At 71.1% G+C, this 14,255-nt stretch carries 15 protein-coding genes; 2 read left to right on the top strand and 13 right to left on the bottom strand.

The window, feature by feature from the left end:
- Window positions 1-286 precede the first annotated feature (286 nt).
- Genes MNZ29_RS10865 through atpH form a run of 5 tightly spaced genes read right to left on the bottom strand, consistent with a single transcriptional unit; the run spans window position 287 to window position 5,167 of the window.
- Window positions 287-685, bottom strand: a complete 399-nt coding sequence (locus MNZ29_RS10865; RefSeq protein ID WP_242334172.1) for a F0F1 ATP synthase subunit epsilon — start codon at window positions 683-685, stop codon at window positions 287-289.
- Window positions 686-688: 3 nt separating this feature from the next.
- Window positions 689-2,137: a F0F1 ATP synthase subunit beta gene (gene atpD, locus MNZ29_RS10860; protein ID WP_242334169.1), complete on the bottom strand. Its 1,449-nt coding sequence runs from the start codon at window positions 2,135-2,137 to the stop codon at window positions 689-691.
- A gap of 17 nt (window positions 2,138-2,154) precedes the next feature.
- The gene (atpG, locus tag MNZ29_RS10855) at window positions 2,155-3,030 is read right to left on the bottom strand and encodes an ATP synthase F1 subunit gamma (protein WP_242334167.1); all 876 of its coding nucleotides are present in this window, start codon (window positions 3,028-3,030) and stop codon (window positions 2,155-2,157) included.
- A 21-nt stretch (window positions 3,031-3,051) separates the two neighbouring features.
- A complete protein-coding gene (gene atpA, locus MNZ29_RS10850) occupies window positions 3,052-4,587 on the bottom strand; it encodes a F0F1 ATP synthase subunit alpha (RefSeq protein ID WP_242334164.1) in 1,536 nt (511 codons plus the stop codon).
- Between the two features lie 40 nt (window positions 4,588-4,627).
- Entirely contained in the window at window positions 4,628-5,167 is a 540-nt protein-coding gene (gene atpH, locus MNZ29_RS10845; protein ID WP_242355168.1) for an ATP synthase F1 subunit delta, read from the bottom strand.
- Between the two features lie 148 nt (window positions 5,168-5,315).
- On the opposite strand from atpH, the gene MNZ29_RS10840 reads away from it, so the two are divergent.
- Complete coding sequence (locus MNZ29_RS10840; protein WP_242355166.1) at window positions 5,316-5,753, top strand: Hsp20/alpha crystallin family protein; 438 nt, start codon at window positions 5,316-5,318, stop codon at window positions 5,751-5,753.
- A gap of 107 nt (window positions 5,754-5,860) precedes the next feature.
- Here MNZ29_RS10840 and MNZ29_RS10835 read toward each other — a convergent pair whose 3' ends face one another.
- The 4 genes from MNZ29_RS10835 to MNZ29_RS10820 form a co-directional block, all read right to left on the bottom strand.
- The gene (locus tag MNZ29_RS10835; protein WP_242334236.1) at window positions 5,861-6,286 is read right to left on the bottom strand and encodes a polymer-forming cytoskeletal protein; all 426 of its coding nucleotides are present in this window, start codon (window positions 6,284-6,286) and stop codon (window positions 5,861-5,863) included.
- 174 nt (window positions 6,287-6,460) lie between these two features.
- A complete protein-coding gene (locus tag MNZ29_RS10830; protein WP_242355164.1) occupies window positions 6,461-7,363 on the bottom strand; it encodes a ParB/RepB/Spo0J family partition protein in 903 nt (300 codons plus the stop codon).
- Entirely contained in the window at window positions 7,360-8,139 is a 780-nt protein-coding gene (locus MNZ29_RS10825) for a ParA family protein (RefSeq protein ID WP_242334152.1), read from the bottom strand. The genes MNZ29_RS10830 and MNZ29_RS10825 overlap by 4 nt, the downstream gene beginning before the upstream one ends.
- Window positions 8,140-8,851: 712 nt before the next feature.
- Window positions 8,852-9,088: a hypothetical protein gene (locus tag MNZ29_RS10820; protein ID WP_242355162.1), complete on the bottom strand. Its 237-nt coding sequence runs from the start codon at window positions 9,086-9,088 to the stop codon at window positions 8,852-8,854.
- A gap of 1,635 nt (window positions 9,089-10,723) precedes the next feature.
- On the opposite strand from MNZ29_RS10820, the gene MNZ29_RS10815 reads away from it, so the two are divergent.
- Window positions 10,724-11,020 (top strand): GYD domain-containing protein, encoded by a 297-nt coding sequence (locus tag MNZ29_RS10815; protein ID WP_242355160.1) that lies wholly within the window; start codon window positions 10,724-10,726, stop codon window positions 11,018-11,020.
- Window positions 11,021-11,226: 206 nt separating this feature from the next.
- Here MNZ29_RS10815 and rsmG read toward each other — a convergent pair whose 3' ends face one another.
- Genes rsmG through yidC form a run of 4 tightly spaced genes read right to left on the bottom strand, consistent with a single transcriptional unit; the run spans window position 11,227 to window position 14,254 of the window.
- The gene (gene rsmG / locus MNZ29_RS10810; protein WP_242334146.1) at window positions 11,227-11,874 is read right to left on the bottom strand and encodes a 16S rRNA (guanine(527)-N(7))-methyltransferase RsmG; all 648 of its coding nucleotides are present in this window, start codon (window positions 11,872-11,874) and stop codon (window positions 11,227-11,229) included.
- 7 nt (window positions 11,875-11,881) lie between these two features.
- On the bottom strand, window positions 11,882-12,103 hold the full coding sequence (locus MNZ29_RS10805) for a hypothetical protein (RefSeq protein ID WP_242334143.1): 222 nt from the start codon (window positions 12,101-12,103) through the stop codon (window positions 11,882-11,884).
- Window positions 12,103-12,606 carry a R3H domain-containing nucleic acid-binding protein gene (locus MNZ29_RS10800; protein WP_242355158.1) on the bottom strand — a complete coding sequence of 168 codons (504 nt, stop codon included), beginning with the start codon at window positions 12,604-12,606 and terminating at the stop codon, window positions 12,103-12,105. The genes MNZ29_RS10805 and MNZ29_RS10800 overlap by 1 nt, the downstream gene beginning before the upstream one ends.
- 13 nt (window positions 12,607-12,619) lie before the next feature.
- Window positions 12,620-14,254, bottom strand: a complete 1,635-nt coding sequence (gene yidC / locus MNZ29_RS10795; RefSeq protein WP_242355157.1) for a membrane protein insertase YidC — start codon at window positions 14,252-14,254, stop codon at window positions 12,620-12,622.
- Window position 14,255 lies beyond the last annotated feature (1 nt).

Raw genomic sequence — 14,255 nt, 5'->3', positions numbered from 1 at the left:
TCCCTCCCGGGCCATAGGCGCGCGAGGGGGTTCGAGCGCGCGGGCACCTGGGAGAAGGGGGTGTTTTAGCCGGTTTCCCTCGGAGATTCAACGCTTTTGCCCGTCCCGGGGCGGGCCTTCGGGGCGTCCGCCGGGCCCGCGCGGCGGACCCCTCCGCGCGCCCCCGAGCGCCGCGCTCGTCCTTCACGATCCGTCCCGCCCGGACGCCCCCGCCGGCCCGAAAAAAGAGAGCGGGGAGGCGCGCCGTGCGCCTCCCCGCCCTGGGTCCACGAGTGGAGCGAGACGCCTAGCGCCCGGCCACCGAGAGCCGCGCCGCGGCCCGGCGCACGCGCGCCGACTCCTCGCCGTAGTGGCCGTCCTGCTCGGTGAGGCGGAGCAGCCGATCCTGCGCGTCGTCGAAGGCGCGCTTCGCCCGCTCGACGTCGATGTCGGCGGCCGCCTCGGCGGTGTCGGCCAGCACGATGACCCGGTTGTCGGCGACCTGCAGGAAGCCGCCGCCCACCGCGTAGTGGTGCTCCCGGCCCCCCTCGACGTACGTGAGCCGACCGGGCTCCAGCGCCGTCATGAAGGGCTCGTGGTTCAGGCGGATGCCGAAGCCGCCCGCGACGCCCGGCGCGCGGACCTCGTCGACGGTGACCGAGAGGACGCGCCGCTCCGGCGTGACGATGTCGAGGGTGAGCGCCATCGGTTACCCCGCGGCCAGCTTCTTCGCCTTCTCGACCGCCTCGTCGATGCCGCCCACCATGTAGAACGCCTGCTCCGGCAGGTCGTCGTGCTTGCCGTCCACGATCTCCTTGAAGCCGCGGATCGTGTCGGCGAGCTCGACGTACTTGCCCGGGTTGCCGGTGAACTGCTCGGCGACGTGGAACGGCTGCGAGAGGAAGCGCTGGACCTTGCGGGCGCGCGCCACGGTGAGCTTGTCGTCCTCGGAGAGCTCGTCCATGCCGAGGATGGCGATGATGTCCTGGAGGTCCTTGTAGCGCTGCAGCGTCTCCTGGACGACGCGGGCGACCTGGTAGTGCTCCTGGCCGACGACGAGCGGGTCGAGGATTCGCGAGGTCGAGTCGAGCGGATCGACGGCCGGGTAGATGCCGATCTCGGTCAGCTTGCGGCTGAGCACCGTCGTCGCGTCGAGGTGGGCGAACGCGGTCGCCGGGGCCGGGTCGGTGAGGTCGTCGGCGGGGACGTAGATGGCCTGCACCGAGGTGATGGCGCCGTTCTTCGTGGAGGTGATGCGCTCCTGGAGCTCGCCCATCTCGGTGGAGAGCGTCGGCTGGTAACCGACGGCCGAGGGGATGCGGCCGAGGAGCGCCGACACCTCGGAGCCCGCCTGCGTGAAGCGGAAGATGTTGTCGATGAAGAGCAGCATGTCCCGGTTCTCTTCGTCGCGGAAGTACTCCGCGATGGCGAGCGCCGAGAGCGCCACCCGGGCGCGCGCGCCGGGCGGCTCGTTCATCTGCCCGTACACGAGCACGCACTGGCTCTTCGAGAGGTCGTCCTTGTTGATGACGCCCGACTCGATCATCTCGTGGTAGAGGTCGTTCCCCTCGCGGGTGCGCTCGCCCACGCCGGCGAACACCGAGAAGCCGCCGCGCTTCTTCGCGACGTTGTTCACGAGCTCCATGAGGAGCACGGTCTTGCCGACGCCGGCGCCGCCGAAGAGGCCGATCTTGCCGCCGCGGAGGTACGGGGCGAGGAGGTCGATGACCTTGATGCCGGTCTCGAACGCCTCGATCTTCACGTTCTGCTCGACGAGGGTCGGCGCCGGGCGGTGGATGGGGAACTTGCGCACCGACGCCACGGGCCCGCGCTCGTCGACCGGCTCGCCGACGACGTTGAGGATGCGGCCGAGCACCTCCTTGCCGACCGGCACGGAGATGGGGGCGCCGGTGGTGCGCACGCCCATGCCGCGCACGAGGCCTTCGGTCGAGTCCATCGCGATGCAGCGGGCGGTGTTCTCGCCGAGGTGCTGGGCGACCTCGATGACGAGGTTGTCGGCGCGCGCGTCGAGCGCGGGGTTCGTCACCGAGAGCGCGGTGTAGATGTCCGGCAGCGCTCCGGGCGGGAACTCCACGTCCACGACCGGGCCGATGACCTGGGTGATCCTGCCGCTCTGAACGTTCGTCGGGGTGGTCATGTCTTCCTTTCCCAAATCTACTTGAGCGCCTCGGCGCCGCTCACGATCTCCATCAGCTCCTTCGTGACGTAGGCCTGGCGCGCGCGGTTGTACTGAAGGGTGAGCGAGGCGATCATCTCCTCGGCGTTCTTGGTCGCGCTCTCCATCGCGCTCATGCGCGCGCCGTGCTCGCTGGCGGCGGACTCGAGCAGCGCGCGCCACACCTGCATCGCGATGTGGCGGGGGAGCAGGTCGCGCAGGAGCCCCTCGCGCGACGGCTCGTACTTGAAGTCGATGGCGGCGCCGCTCGCGTCGGCGCCGGGCGCCGTCTCGATGGGCAGGAGCTGGAACACCACCGGCTTCTGGGAGATGGCGCTCTTGAACTCGTTGTAGGCGAGGAAGACCGCGTCCACCTCGCCGGAGAGGTAGCGCTCCGTGTACTCGCGGGCGAGGTCCTCGGCCTTCTCGTAGGTGAGGGCCGCGTTCACCCCGGTGAAGTCCTTGCGGACCTCCACCTTGCGCGCCCGGAAGAAGTCGCGCCCCTTGCGGCCGACGGTGGCGAGCTGGATGCGCTCGAACCGGTCGCCGTTCTCGACGAGGAAGCGCTGCGTGAAGCGGGCGATGTTCGAGTTGAAGCCGCCGGCGAGGCCGCGGTCGCTCGTGATGACCACCACCTCGGCGGTGTGCTGGGCGCGCGGGGCGAGGAGCGGGTGGGCCACCACCTCGTCCGCGGCCGCGCGCGCCGCCACCCGCGCGAGCGTCTGCTCGAGGAGCTGCGCGTACGGGCGCGTCTTCAGGATGGCGTCCTGGGCCCGGCGCAGCTTGGCCGCCGAGACCATCTTCATCGCCTTCGTGATCTGCCGCGTCGACTTGACCGAGCCGATGCGGTTCCGGATGTCGCGCAGTGAGGGCACGGGGGCTCGTCCTCGGAGGGCCTACTGGCCCTCGATCTGGAACACGCCGCGGAACTCGCGGAGCGCCGCGTCGAGCTGGGCCTTGATGCCGTCGTCGAGCGCCTTCTTCTCGGCGATGGCGCGGGCGACCTCCGGGTGGCGGCCGTCGAGGAACTCGATGAGCTCCTGCATGTAGCGGCCGATCTGCTCGACCGGCACCGCGCGGATCCAGCCCTGGCCGTTCTCGTCGCGCATGGTCGCCGCGTAGATCTGGATGACCTGCTTCTCGACCGGCATCGGCAGGTACTGGCCCTGCTTCAGCACCTCCACGAGCCGCTCGCCGCGGGCGAGGGTCTCCTGGGTGGCCTTGTCGAGGTCGGAGCCGAACTGGGCGAACGCGGCGAGCTCGCGGTACTGGGCGAGCTCGAGCTTGAGCGAGCCGGCGACCTGCTTCATCGCCTTGATCTGCGCGGAGCCGCCGACGCGGGACACCGAGATGCCGACGTTAATGGCCGGCCGGACGCCCTGATAGAAGAGGTTCGACTCGAGGAAGATCTGGCCGTCGGTGATGGAGATGACGTTCGTCGGGATGTACGCCGACACGTCGCCGGCCTGCGTCTCGATGATGGGGAGCGCGGTGAGCGACCCGCCGCCCTCCTTGTCGGAGAGCTTCGCGGCGCGCTCGAGCAGGCGGCTGTGGAGGTAGAACACGTCGCCCGGGTACGCCTCGCGGCCCGGCGGGCGGCGCAGCAGCAGCGAGAGCTGGCGGTACGCCACGGCCTGCTTCGAGAGGTCGTCGTAGATGATGAGCGCGTGGCGGCCGGAGTCGCGGAAGTACTCCGCCATGGTCACGCCGGTGTACGGCGCGAGGTACTGCATCGGGGCGGGGTCGGACGCGTTCGCCGCGACGACCGTCGTGTATTCCATCGCGCCGTGCTTCTTGAGCGTGTCGACGACGCGGGCCACCGTCGACTGCTTCTGGCCGATGGCCACGTAGAAGCAGTGGAGGTTGTTCCCCTTGTTGTTGATGATCGTGTCGATCGCGACCGCGGTCTTGCCCGTCTGGCGGTCGCCGAGGATGAGCTCGCGCTGCCCGCGGCCGACCGGGACCAGGGCGTCGATCGCCTTGAGGCCGGTCTGCATCGGCTCGTGCACCGACTTGCGCTTCACGATGCCGGGGGCCTTGATCTCGATCTTGCGGGTCTGCTTCGCGTTGATCGGGCCGCGGCCGTCGATGGGGTTGCCGAGGCCGTCGACCACGCGGCCGAGCAGCTCCTCGCCCACCGGCACCTCGGCGATCTTCCCGGTGCGCTTCACCGGGTCGCCCTCGCGGATGTGCTCGTAGGCGCCCATGATGGCGGCGCCGACGTTGTCCTCCTCGAGGTTGAGGACGAGGCCGGAGACGCCGCCCGGGAACTCGAGCAGCTCGCCGGCGGCGGCGCCGGCGAGGCCGTAGATGCGGGCGACGCCGTCCGCCTGGCTGAGGACGGTGCCGGTCTCGGCGACGTCGACCTTCTTGCCGTAGTCCTTGATCTGCTCGCGGATGATGCGGCTGATCTCGTCGGCGCGGATATCCATCGTGAGGCTCTCCGGAGGATGAACTGACAGTTAAAGATCGCTACTGCTTCAGCTGGCGCCGCAGATCCTCGAGCTGGGTGCGGACCGAGCCGTCGTAGACGACGCTGCCGACCTGCGCGACGACGCCGCCGAGCAGGGCGGGGTCGACCTCGCGATCGAGGAGGACGGTGGCCTTCGTCGCCTGCGAGAGCCGGTCGGCGATGGCCTTCGCGGCGGCGGCGTCGAGGGGGACCGCGCTCGTCACCTTGGCCCGGACCCGGCCGAGGTGCGCGTCGGCGAGGGCCCGGAAGTGCTCGACGATGTTGCCCAGGTAGGCGAGGCGGTTCCGGTCGCCGAGGAGGAGGAGCAGGTTCGCGGGCTCGGCTTCGAGCCTGAACGCGGCCGCGAGCTTCTCCACGATGGCCCGCCGCTGCTCGCGCGAGTACACCGGGTTGGACAGAACGTCGCGGAGATCGTCAGAGCCCTCGACAGCCTCCTTGAGGGACTGGAGGCTCTCGCTCCAGGGCTCTACTCGACCCATCTCCGCAGCCAGGCTGAAGAGCGCCCGCGCGTACCGCCGGGCAATGGAACCCATGATCATAAGGGACGCGCTCCGTAGCACGGTGTGGGTGCGACGGTCAAGCACGAATCTCCCGGCAGTACTTGGACTTAGGCTCGGTCGAAGCCCTCCCGTTTGACAGCCCGCGACCTCGCTTTACGTTCGCGTTGCCAAAAGGAGGATGAAAATCATGGCGATGCCGACGAGATGGGAGCCCTTCCGTGACCTCGCTCGTCTCCAGGACGAGATGAACCGACTTTTCGACGATCGCGCCTACAAGACCAGCGAGTCGGTCGGCTGGACTCCGCCCTGCGACATCTTCGAGGACGACGACGAGCTGGCGCTCCGCTTCGACCTCGCGGGGGTTGACCCGAAGGACGTAGACATCCGGTTCGAGAACGGGGTCCTCACGCTCAAGGGCGAGCGGAAGCTCGAGAACGAGGCGCGGCGCGACAGCTATCACCGCATCGAGCTGGCCTACGGGACGTTCACGCGCTCGTTCTCGCTGCCGGCCACGGTCGACGCCGAGAAGATCCGCGCCGAGGCGAGGAACGGTTTACTCACCGTCCACCTGCCGAAGCGTGCCGAGACGAAGCCCCGCGCCATCCAGGTGAAGGTCGGCGTGTAGCGCCGAGGCGAGGCTCGGGCGCCCCGCGCGCCGAGACGAGAAGAGCGGGCCCGGTTCTCCCGGAGCCCGCTCTCTTCGTCTCTACGGCTGGAGTGCGTCCGGGAGCGCTACGACTTCACGGCGGCGACGGGGCCGGGAGCGGTGGCCGGCTTCGCGCCGCCCTTCTCCACGCCCTCCATCTTCGTCTGGCCCTCGAAGATCACGCCCTTCTCGATCATGAGGGACGGCGACTCGATGTTGCCGCGCATGCGCGCCGGGTGGTGCAGCTCGATCGCGCTCTTGGCCCGAACGTTCCCGTTGATCTCCCCGTGCACGATGATCGTGCCGCAGGTGATCTCGGCGTTGACCTTCGCGCCCTCGCCCACGACGAGCACGTCGTTCGTCACGATCGTCCCGGTGAACTTGCCGTCGATGCGGACGGTGCCCTCGAAGGTGAGCTTGCCCTCGAACTCGGACCCGCGCCCGAGCAGGGCGTTGAGGTCGCCGGTGGGGGTGGGAACGGACGACAGCTCATCGCGCTTCAGCATGGCCATGTTTCTCGGCTCCTCGTTGAGTGACTTCGCGGGCGTGGGCGCTCCGGGTGCGTCCGCGCCGACCGCCGGCGACGTCGCCTCCTCCCGCAGCTTTGTCCAGAAGGACATCCGTCCTCGCTGTGGTTGCTCCCCGAACATCGGGGCTGCCGCCCCCTCGGGCGGCGGTACAGGGAACTACGCTCCAATCTTCCCGAGTATTCCATCCAGCTCGTCGAGCGAGGAGTATTCAATCTCCAGGCGCCCGGCGACTGCAGACTTGGGCACGACCCTACACCTGGCCCCCAGCCGGCGCTGCAGGCGCTGGCCCAGCGCCTTGACGGCCGGGCTCTCGGAACCACCGGAGGGACGGTCGCTTTCCTTCCGCCCGAGCGAGCGGACGAGCGCCTCGGTCGCCCGGACGGAGAGCCCCTCCCGGATGGCCTTTTGGGCCGCCCGCTTGATGGCCTCGGCGTCGTCGATGGCGAGCAGCGCGCGGGCGTGGCCCATGTCGAGCTGACCCTGTCGGACCGAGTCGCGCACCTCCTCGGGGAGCTTCAGGAGGCGCAGGGCGTTCGCCACGGTGGAGCGCTCCTTGCCGACGCGCTTTGCGATCTCGTCCTGCTTGAGGCCGTGATCGCTCGCGAGCACCTCGTAGGCCTCGGCCTCCTCGATCGCGTTCAGGTCGGCGCGCTGGAGGTTCTCGATGAGCGCGATCTCGAAGGCCTCGCGGTCGCTCGTCTCGCGGACGATGGCGGGGATCTCGCGGATCCCGGCGCGCTGCGAGGCGCGCCAGCGCCGCTCGCCCGCGACGATGCGGTACTTGCCGCCCTCCTTGCGCACGAGGATCGGCTCCACCACGCCGTGCTCGCGGATGGAGGCGGCGAGCTCCTCGAGCTTCGCCTCGTCGAAGCGCTTGCGCGGCTGTTCCGGGTTCCGCTCGATCGCCTCGAGGGGCAGCGCGAGGAGCCCGCGCCCTGGCGCCACCGCCGCGCCGGCCGGCGCCGCGGCGGGCGCGACGCTCGCCGGTGGCGGCGCGTTCGAGAGCAGGGCGGCCATGCCGCGGCCGAGGGCGGGGCGGCGCTTGTCGGCGAGGCTCACGCGACACCTCCGAGCTGGCTGAAGCGGCCCGTCACCTCGCGCGCGAGCTCGAGGTAGCTCTGGCAGCCCTTCGAGGTCACGTCGTAGAGCAGGATGGGCTTGCCGTGGCTGGGCGCCTCGGAGAGCCGCACGTTGCGCGGGATGACGGTCTTGAAGACCTGGTCCGAGAACGTGCGGCGGATCTCCTCCGCCACCTGGTTGGAGAGGTTGTTGGGCGAGAACATGGTGAGGACGATGCCGTCCACGGTGAGCGCCGGGTTCGCGCTCGAGCGGACGAGCTCGATCGTCTTCAGCACGTCGGCGAGCCCCTCGAGCGCGTAGTACTCGCACTGGAGGGGGATGACGACGCCCTGGGCCGCGACGAGCCCGTTGAGCGTGAGGAGCCCGAGCGACGGCGGGCAGTCGATCACCACGTACTCGTACGAGCCCGCGACCTCGTCCACCGCGCGCTTCAGGCGCGACTCCCGCGACTCCAGCTCCGCGAGCTCGAGCTCGGCGCCCACGAGGTGCCGGGAGGCCGGGACGAGGTCGAGGAACTTGAGCTCCGTCTTGCGAACGGCGCTCGCCATCGGCACGCCGTCCACGAGCACCTCGTAGATGGAGCACTCCGACTCGTCACGCCGGATGCCGAGGGCGCTGCCCGCGTTCCCCTGGGGATCGACGTCCACGAGGAGGGTGCGCCGCTCGGCGGCGGCGAGCGAGGCGGCGAGGTTCACGGCCGTCGTGGTCTTGCCGACGCCGCCCTTCTGGTTCGCGATGGTGAGGATCCGGGCCATGGCCTGAGCATCCGTCTGCGGGGCGCGCGCCCCTTCCGTCGTGTTCGCCAACTCGGGACCTCTCGGTTGTTTCGCGCGACCCCCTGGCCGCGCCGGCGCGCACTTTGACCGATCGATCTGACACGACGCGGCGTCCGAACGCCTCCGGCGCCTCCGCTTTCCGCCCATCGTCGCCCTCGCTCCTCGCGCTGTTCCACGTGGAACGTCGGTCCGGGAGGGCAGCGGCAGCCGCTCGGCCGGGCACGACGTTTCACGTGGAACATCGCCAGCGGGAGACCGCTTCCCGCGGGCGGGCGAGGCCAGTGGGTAACCCTCGTCCAGCACCGTTCCCGTGGTCCTCGTCGCTGGCGGGCGAGGCGAGGCGGAGTTCCCCGTCTGCGGGAGCGGAGGGCCATCGGGCGGGCGCGGGAAGGGCGGTTCGGACCCGGAGGTCGGCGTGAGGGTGGGGTTGCACCGCGACGGCGGGGGGAGGCGGGAGGAGCTACGCGCAGCCGAGCAGCGAGCGGATGGTGATGCGTCGCCGTCAGGCCGCGCTCGACCCTCCCTGACGCCTCGGGCGCGGACGATGCGCATGCCACCCGCGAACGCGAAAGCTCGGGCGTGCCCTGCCGAGGGCCCGAGGCCCGTCGAGCGGCAGGTCCTCAGCCGGAACCGGCGCCCCGCACACCGGGGCCAGCCGCCCCGCCACGACCAAGGTGAGGAGAAGCACGCCCTACGCGACGCGCGCCCGGGCTGCCTCCACCACCCGATCGTCGAAGCGGTTCATCTCGTCCTGGAGACGAGCGAGATCACGGGAACGGCGTCTTCCCGTCGGCTCGGCCGGGCCGTGCTCGCGCTCGCGCTTTTGCAGATCCCGCATCACCAGGGTTCCCGGCATCCTCGCGCGCTGCGTCCGCTGGGTCGAACCGAGCCGCGGCGTGGATCGAGTCCCGTCTTCCGCGAGCGCCACGCCTTCCACCAGCGTTCCACGTGGAACAGCAGGACGCCGATTCGCCGCGCGTGAGTGGGCCGGGGTTCGGCGCCCGTGAGCTGCGCCGCCCGCACACGTGTCGACGACGCCCATCGGGCATCGTCCACGTCCGGGAACGACCGCCCCTGAGCCCGCGCTTGCGCCAGGGCGCTCCGAGCCGCTCCCGCGGTCCTCCTGCGCACATTCCGGACGGACCGCCGCCATGGTGCGTGACCTCGGAACACCCCAAGCCCCACGCGCGCCAGCACCCCGGCCGCTCGCGCGGCGCATCGGATGGGGGGAGCGACCTGCGGCGTAGACGGCATTCCCTCCGCCACGACCACGCCCACCACCAGCGTTCCACGTGGAACAGCAGGACGTTCGCGGCGCGTGAGTGGGGGCCGACCAGAGGTGCCCCGGGCGTCGGGATCACCTCCTCGCGCTTCCGCCACCCGTCTGAACCGCGCCGAGCGCCTCGGTGTCGACGACGACCCTTGGTGCATCGTTCACGTCTTCTGGACGTTGCTAACGACCGCCCGCCAGGAGTCAGTGCCGGCCGCTGGGCGCTTCCGCGCCGCCGCCCGAGATCCGCCGAAGCGCGGCGGCGCGCGAACCCGCTTGGACCCAGCCGTCAGGAGAGCGCGAGCCTGCGGCGCCGCGAGGCGGCGTTCCACGTGAAACATCGCGGTCCGTGGTGACTCACGCCCGACGGCGTTCAGCTCGTGAACGGAACTCCTGGAGAGCCATGCTCGCGACTGTTCACGCCGTCGCTCTCGCTTCCTCCCGAGCGGAGTCGACGTCCGCGTCGACTCGACCGAGGCGTCCGGGGTGCTCGACCTCCTCGCCAGGCGCGCCGAGGGCCGGCCACCGACCGACGCCGACCTTGCGCGGCTCTACGCGACGGACGCCTACGTCCGCCTCGAGCGGCGCGAGACGGAGATGAAGCGAGCGTTCACGCCGAGTTCCGCGCGTTCGTCACGTCCGATGCGCTGCTCGACCGGCGGGCCGCGCTCCAGCGGTGCTTCGCAGCATGGCAGCAGGCGGATCTCCAGGCGGCCGCAGAGCGAGCGCGCCGGAATCTCCCCACCGGCGCCCGGCTGCGCGCGACCGTCTACCTCGTGGTGAAGCCGAAGCCGAACAGCTTCGTGTTCGAGCTCGCCACGAACCCCGCCATCTTCTTCGCCGTGGGCGCGGACGCTCGCGGTCCAGCCTGGTCGGGACGCGCTCGGCGAGCGGGAAGCGGTGCCCGTCCGTCGCGACCAGGCGGAGCCCGGACGGCGGGTCGCGACGTATCACCCATAGTGATGTTTTACCATCCGTAATCTCTCGCAAGACCGCGACTCTCGTCCGTCCCCCTGCCACCGGCCAGGCGGCGACGCGCCCCTTCTCCCGCTCGCCGCTGCCTGGAGCGAGGGGTAGCGCGGTCGCTCATGCGCTCCTCCTCACCCCGCCGCTCCGTGCCGGAGCGTGTCTCGTCGCGGCGCTGCTCGCCTGCGGCCGTGCTGATCGCGGGTCCGCACGGACGCGGCGGAGGGAGCGCCCGTCGTGGGGGACCCATCGGACGTCGCGCCGGAACCTCTCACGCGCGGGACCCTTCGGCTCGCGGGCTCGGGCCCGCGAAGAGCGGAGGGAGCGATGGCCTCGTATCTGATGCAGTTCAGCTTCACCGCGCAGGGCATCCAGCAGATCAAGGACAGCCCGGCGCGCGTCGAGGCGGCGAAGCAGACGGTCCGCGCCATGGGCGGTGAGGTGCGGGAGTTCTACGCGATCCTCGGCAGCGCCCACGACACGCTGTTCATCCTCGAGGCCCCGGACGACGCGGCGGTCGCGCGCATGGTCCTCGCCATCGGCTCGCGCGGCTACGTGCGCACCGAGACCCATCGCCTCTTCACCGAGGAAGAGTACGGGACGGTCATCCGCTCGCTTCCCTGAGACGACGCGGGAGCGCACCCCGCCGCCCGATGCGGCGCACGCGCCTGCGCGCAGGCCCGGCGCGCGACCCGCCGCGCGCGCCACCTGCGACCACCGGGATCTCCGCCGTGGAGGAGACGCCGAGGCTGAAGCGGCGCGAGGTGGCCGAGCGGCACGCCGCGCCGCCGCCGAAGAGGAGGAGACCCGCGGGGTCTTTGCCGGCGCCGCTACTGCGCGCGCCAGCGCGCGATGGCGCGCGCGGAGCGCGAGAGCGGCAGCTCGAAGCGCGAGACGTCCACGAGCGTGAGGCCGGCCGCCTCGCCGACGGCGGCGAGCCCCGCCGCGTCCGCGTCGCGCCCGAGCATGGCGAACAGCGTCCCGCCCGGCGCGAGGTAGCGGACGCCGAGCGGCACCCAGCGCTCGGGATCGGCGAGCGCGCGCGAGACCACCGCCTCGGCGCGCGGGAGCTTCTCCCGCTCGGGGTCGCCGTCGGCGCGGACCGCGAAGGCGCGGACCGCGAGGTCGAGCTCCGCGGAGACCGCCTTCACGAACGCGACCTTCTTCGCCACCGAGTCGCAGCAGGTGACCTCGAGCTCCGGCCGCGCGCAGGCAAGCGGCACGCCCGGCAGCCCCGCGCCGGCGCCCACGTCGAGGAGCGTGCGCGCGCCGCCGAGGAGGGGGAGCAGGAGCAGGCTGTCGACGAGGTGCTTCTCGGCGACCTCGGCGGGATCGGTGATGGTGGTGAGGTTCACCTTCCGGTTCCAGGCGAGGAGCCGGTCGGCGAAGCGCTCGAGGCGGGGGAGCGCCTCGGCGGAGACCGGCAGCCCGAAGGCCTCGATGCCGCGCCGCAGCGCCTCGTGGAAGGCGGCGTCCATGGCGTCGCTACTTCTTCTTCGCGCCGCGCCGGCCGATGGCCGCCTCGACCTCGCCCCGGTGCTCCGCGAGGTAGGCGTCGACCTCGGCGTCGTCGAGCTCGAGGTCGCGCAGCACGCCCTCGTACACGAAGCGGAACCCGGCGGCGTACTCGCGGTCCTGGAGCTCGAACGAGCGCCGCACCACCGCGGCCGAGAAGAGCCGCTCCGCCTTCGTGCGGGGACGCGCCACTACCGCTCGCCCCGCCCGCCCGGGATCACGAGCAGCTGGCGGAAGATGCCCTCGCCTTCGCTGCGGGTGGTGACGCCCTCGTGCTCGACGAGGGCGAGGTGGATCTGGCGCCGCTCGCGGGCGCTGATGGGCGCCACGGCGAGCACCTTGCCGGTGCGGATGGCGGCCGCGGCGAGCCGCTCCGCCATGGCCTTCACCGCGGGATCGCCCTCCTGGGCGAACCCACCCACCTCGAGGTTCACCCACTTGCGCCCCTCGGAGCGCGGGTTCACCACGCGGTTCACGAGGTACTGGACCGCCTCGACGAGCGCCGAGGAGAGCTCGACGGCGTTCCCGGCGCGCGGGTTCAGGGCGACGCCGATCTGCTCGGCCGTCTCCTTCACCTCGACGTCCACGGCCGCGCCGAGCCGCTCGAGGAGCCCGGCGCAGAACTCCCGCGCCCGGGCGACCTTCTCCGGCGCCTCGGCCGGCGGCGGGCTCGGGGTTCCCTTGGTCTCGTCCATGGCTCCCCCCGGACTACTTGGCCTTCGCGGGCGCCGGCACGGCCGGCATGCGCCGCATCATCCACTGCTGCTGCGCGATGGACAGGAGGTTGTTCACGAAGATGTAGAGGGTGAGGCCCGCCGGCACGCTCAGCATGAGGAACGTGAAGAAGCCCGGCATGAAGTAGAGCATCATCTTCGCCTGCGCGTTGTCGGCGGGCTGCGGCGACAGGCGCTGCATGATGAACTGCGAGAGGCCCATCGCGATCGGCAGGACGAAGAACGGGTCCTTGATCGTGAGGTCGTGGATCCAGAGGAACGGCTCCCGGTAGAGCTCGACCGAGGTCTGCAGCGTCGCGTAGAGGGCGAACCAGATCGGCAGCTGGATGAGCATCGGCAGGCAGCCGCCGAGGGGGTTCACCTTGTGCTGCTGGTAGAGCTGCATCGTCGCGAGGTTCAGCTTCTCGCGGTCGTTGCCGTGCTTGGCCTTGAGCTTCTCGATCTCCGGCTGCAGCTTCCGCATCTCGTTCATCGACTGCATCGACTTCGCGGTGAGCGGGTAGAGCAGGAGCTTCACGAGCAGCGTGAGGAGGATGATCGCGACGCCCCAGTTCCCCACCAGCCGCTCGAACCAGCGCATCACGTAGAGGAGCAGGCGGGCGAAGAACGCGAACGGGCGGGCCATCGTGCCGTAGTCGATGGCGCTCTCGAAGTTGCGGCCGTAGGCGCGCAGGTGATCGAGGTCCTTCGGGCCCGAGTACACGGTGAGCGCGTACTTGCGGGAGCCGCCCTCGAACGGCAGGCGGAGCGCGGCGAGCGCGCTGCCCTTCTCCGTGCCCTTCGCGAAGACGCAGCTCCCGGCCGGCTCGGCGGGGAAGATCGCCGAGACGAAGTAGCCCTGGTCGAGCCCGACCCAGGCCGCCGTGCCCTCCACCTTCTCGATGGCCTGGTCGCCGTCGACCTTGAAGCGCTCGGTCGTGTCCGCCGCCCGGCACACCGGGCGGATGAACTCGACCGGCGGCCCGGAGAAGAAGCCGCCGGACTTCGTCTTGGGCGGCATGTAGCCGGGGTAGAGGACGACGATCCCCGCGCCCGGCGCGGCGGCGCCCTGGACCTCGAGATCGAGGGCGAGCTCGTGGAACTTGCCGGTGAGGCGGAAGGTCTTCCGGACGGTGACGTTGCCGGCGCGGCCCTCGAAGGTCACCGAGCGCGCGTCCTTCGCGACCACCCGCATCGGCGCGCGCGCCGACGGATCGCTCGCCGCGTCCTGCGCGCCGCCCAGCTCCGGCGAGGCCACGACCGCGAGCGGGTAGGGCTGATCCTTCGCCACCCGCACGAGGTCGATCTGCACCGGCTTCCCCTCGTGGTCGCGGCGGTACTTCTCGCCCTCGAGCACGACCTCCTTGAGCGCGCCGCCGTGGCTCGTGAGCACCGCCTCGAAGCCGTCGCCCGCGAGCTTCACGAGCTCCTCGGGGGTGTTCTCCGGGACGGCAGGCGCCGCCGGCGCCACCGGGGCAGGGGCGGGCGCCGCCGGCGCGGTCTGGGCCGCCTCGGGACGCTTCTGCGCGCCGGGCTTCGGCTTCGGCGAGGGGAAGACGAACTGCCAGACGATGAGGACCGCCACGGAGAGGACGGTGGCGATGAGGACACGACGGTTCTCGGGACCCAAG

The organism is Anaeromyxobacter sp. SG64, from assembly GCF_022690745.1.
Lineage (GTDB): Bacteria > Myxococcota > Myxococcia > Myxococcales > Anaeromyxobacteraceae > Anaeromyxobacter > Anaeromyxobacter soli.
The sequence above is the reverse complement of the archived record's forward strand: the minus strand, read 5'-3'. Positions and strand labels throughout refer to the sequence as shown.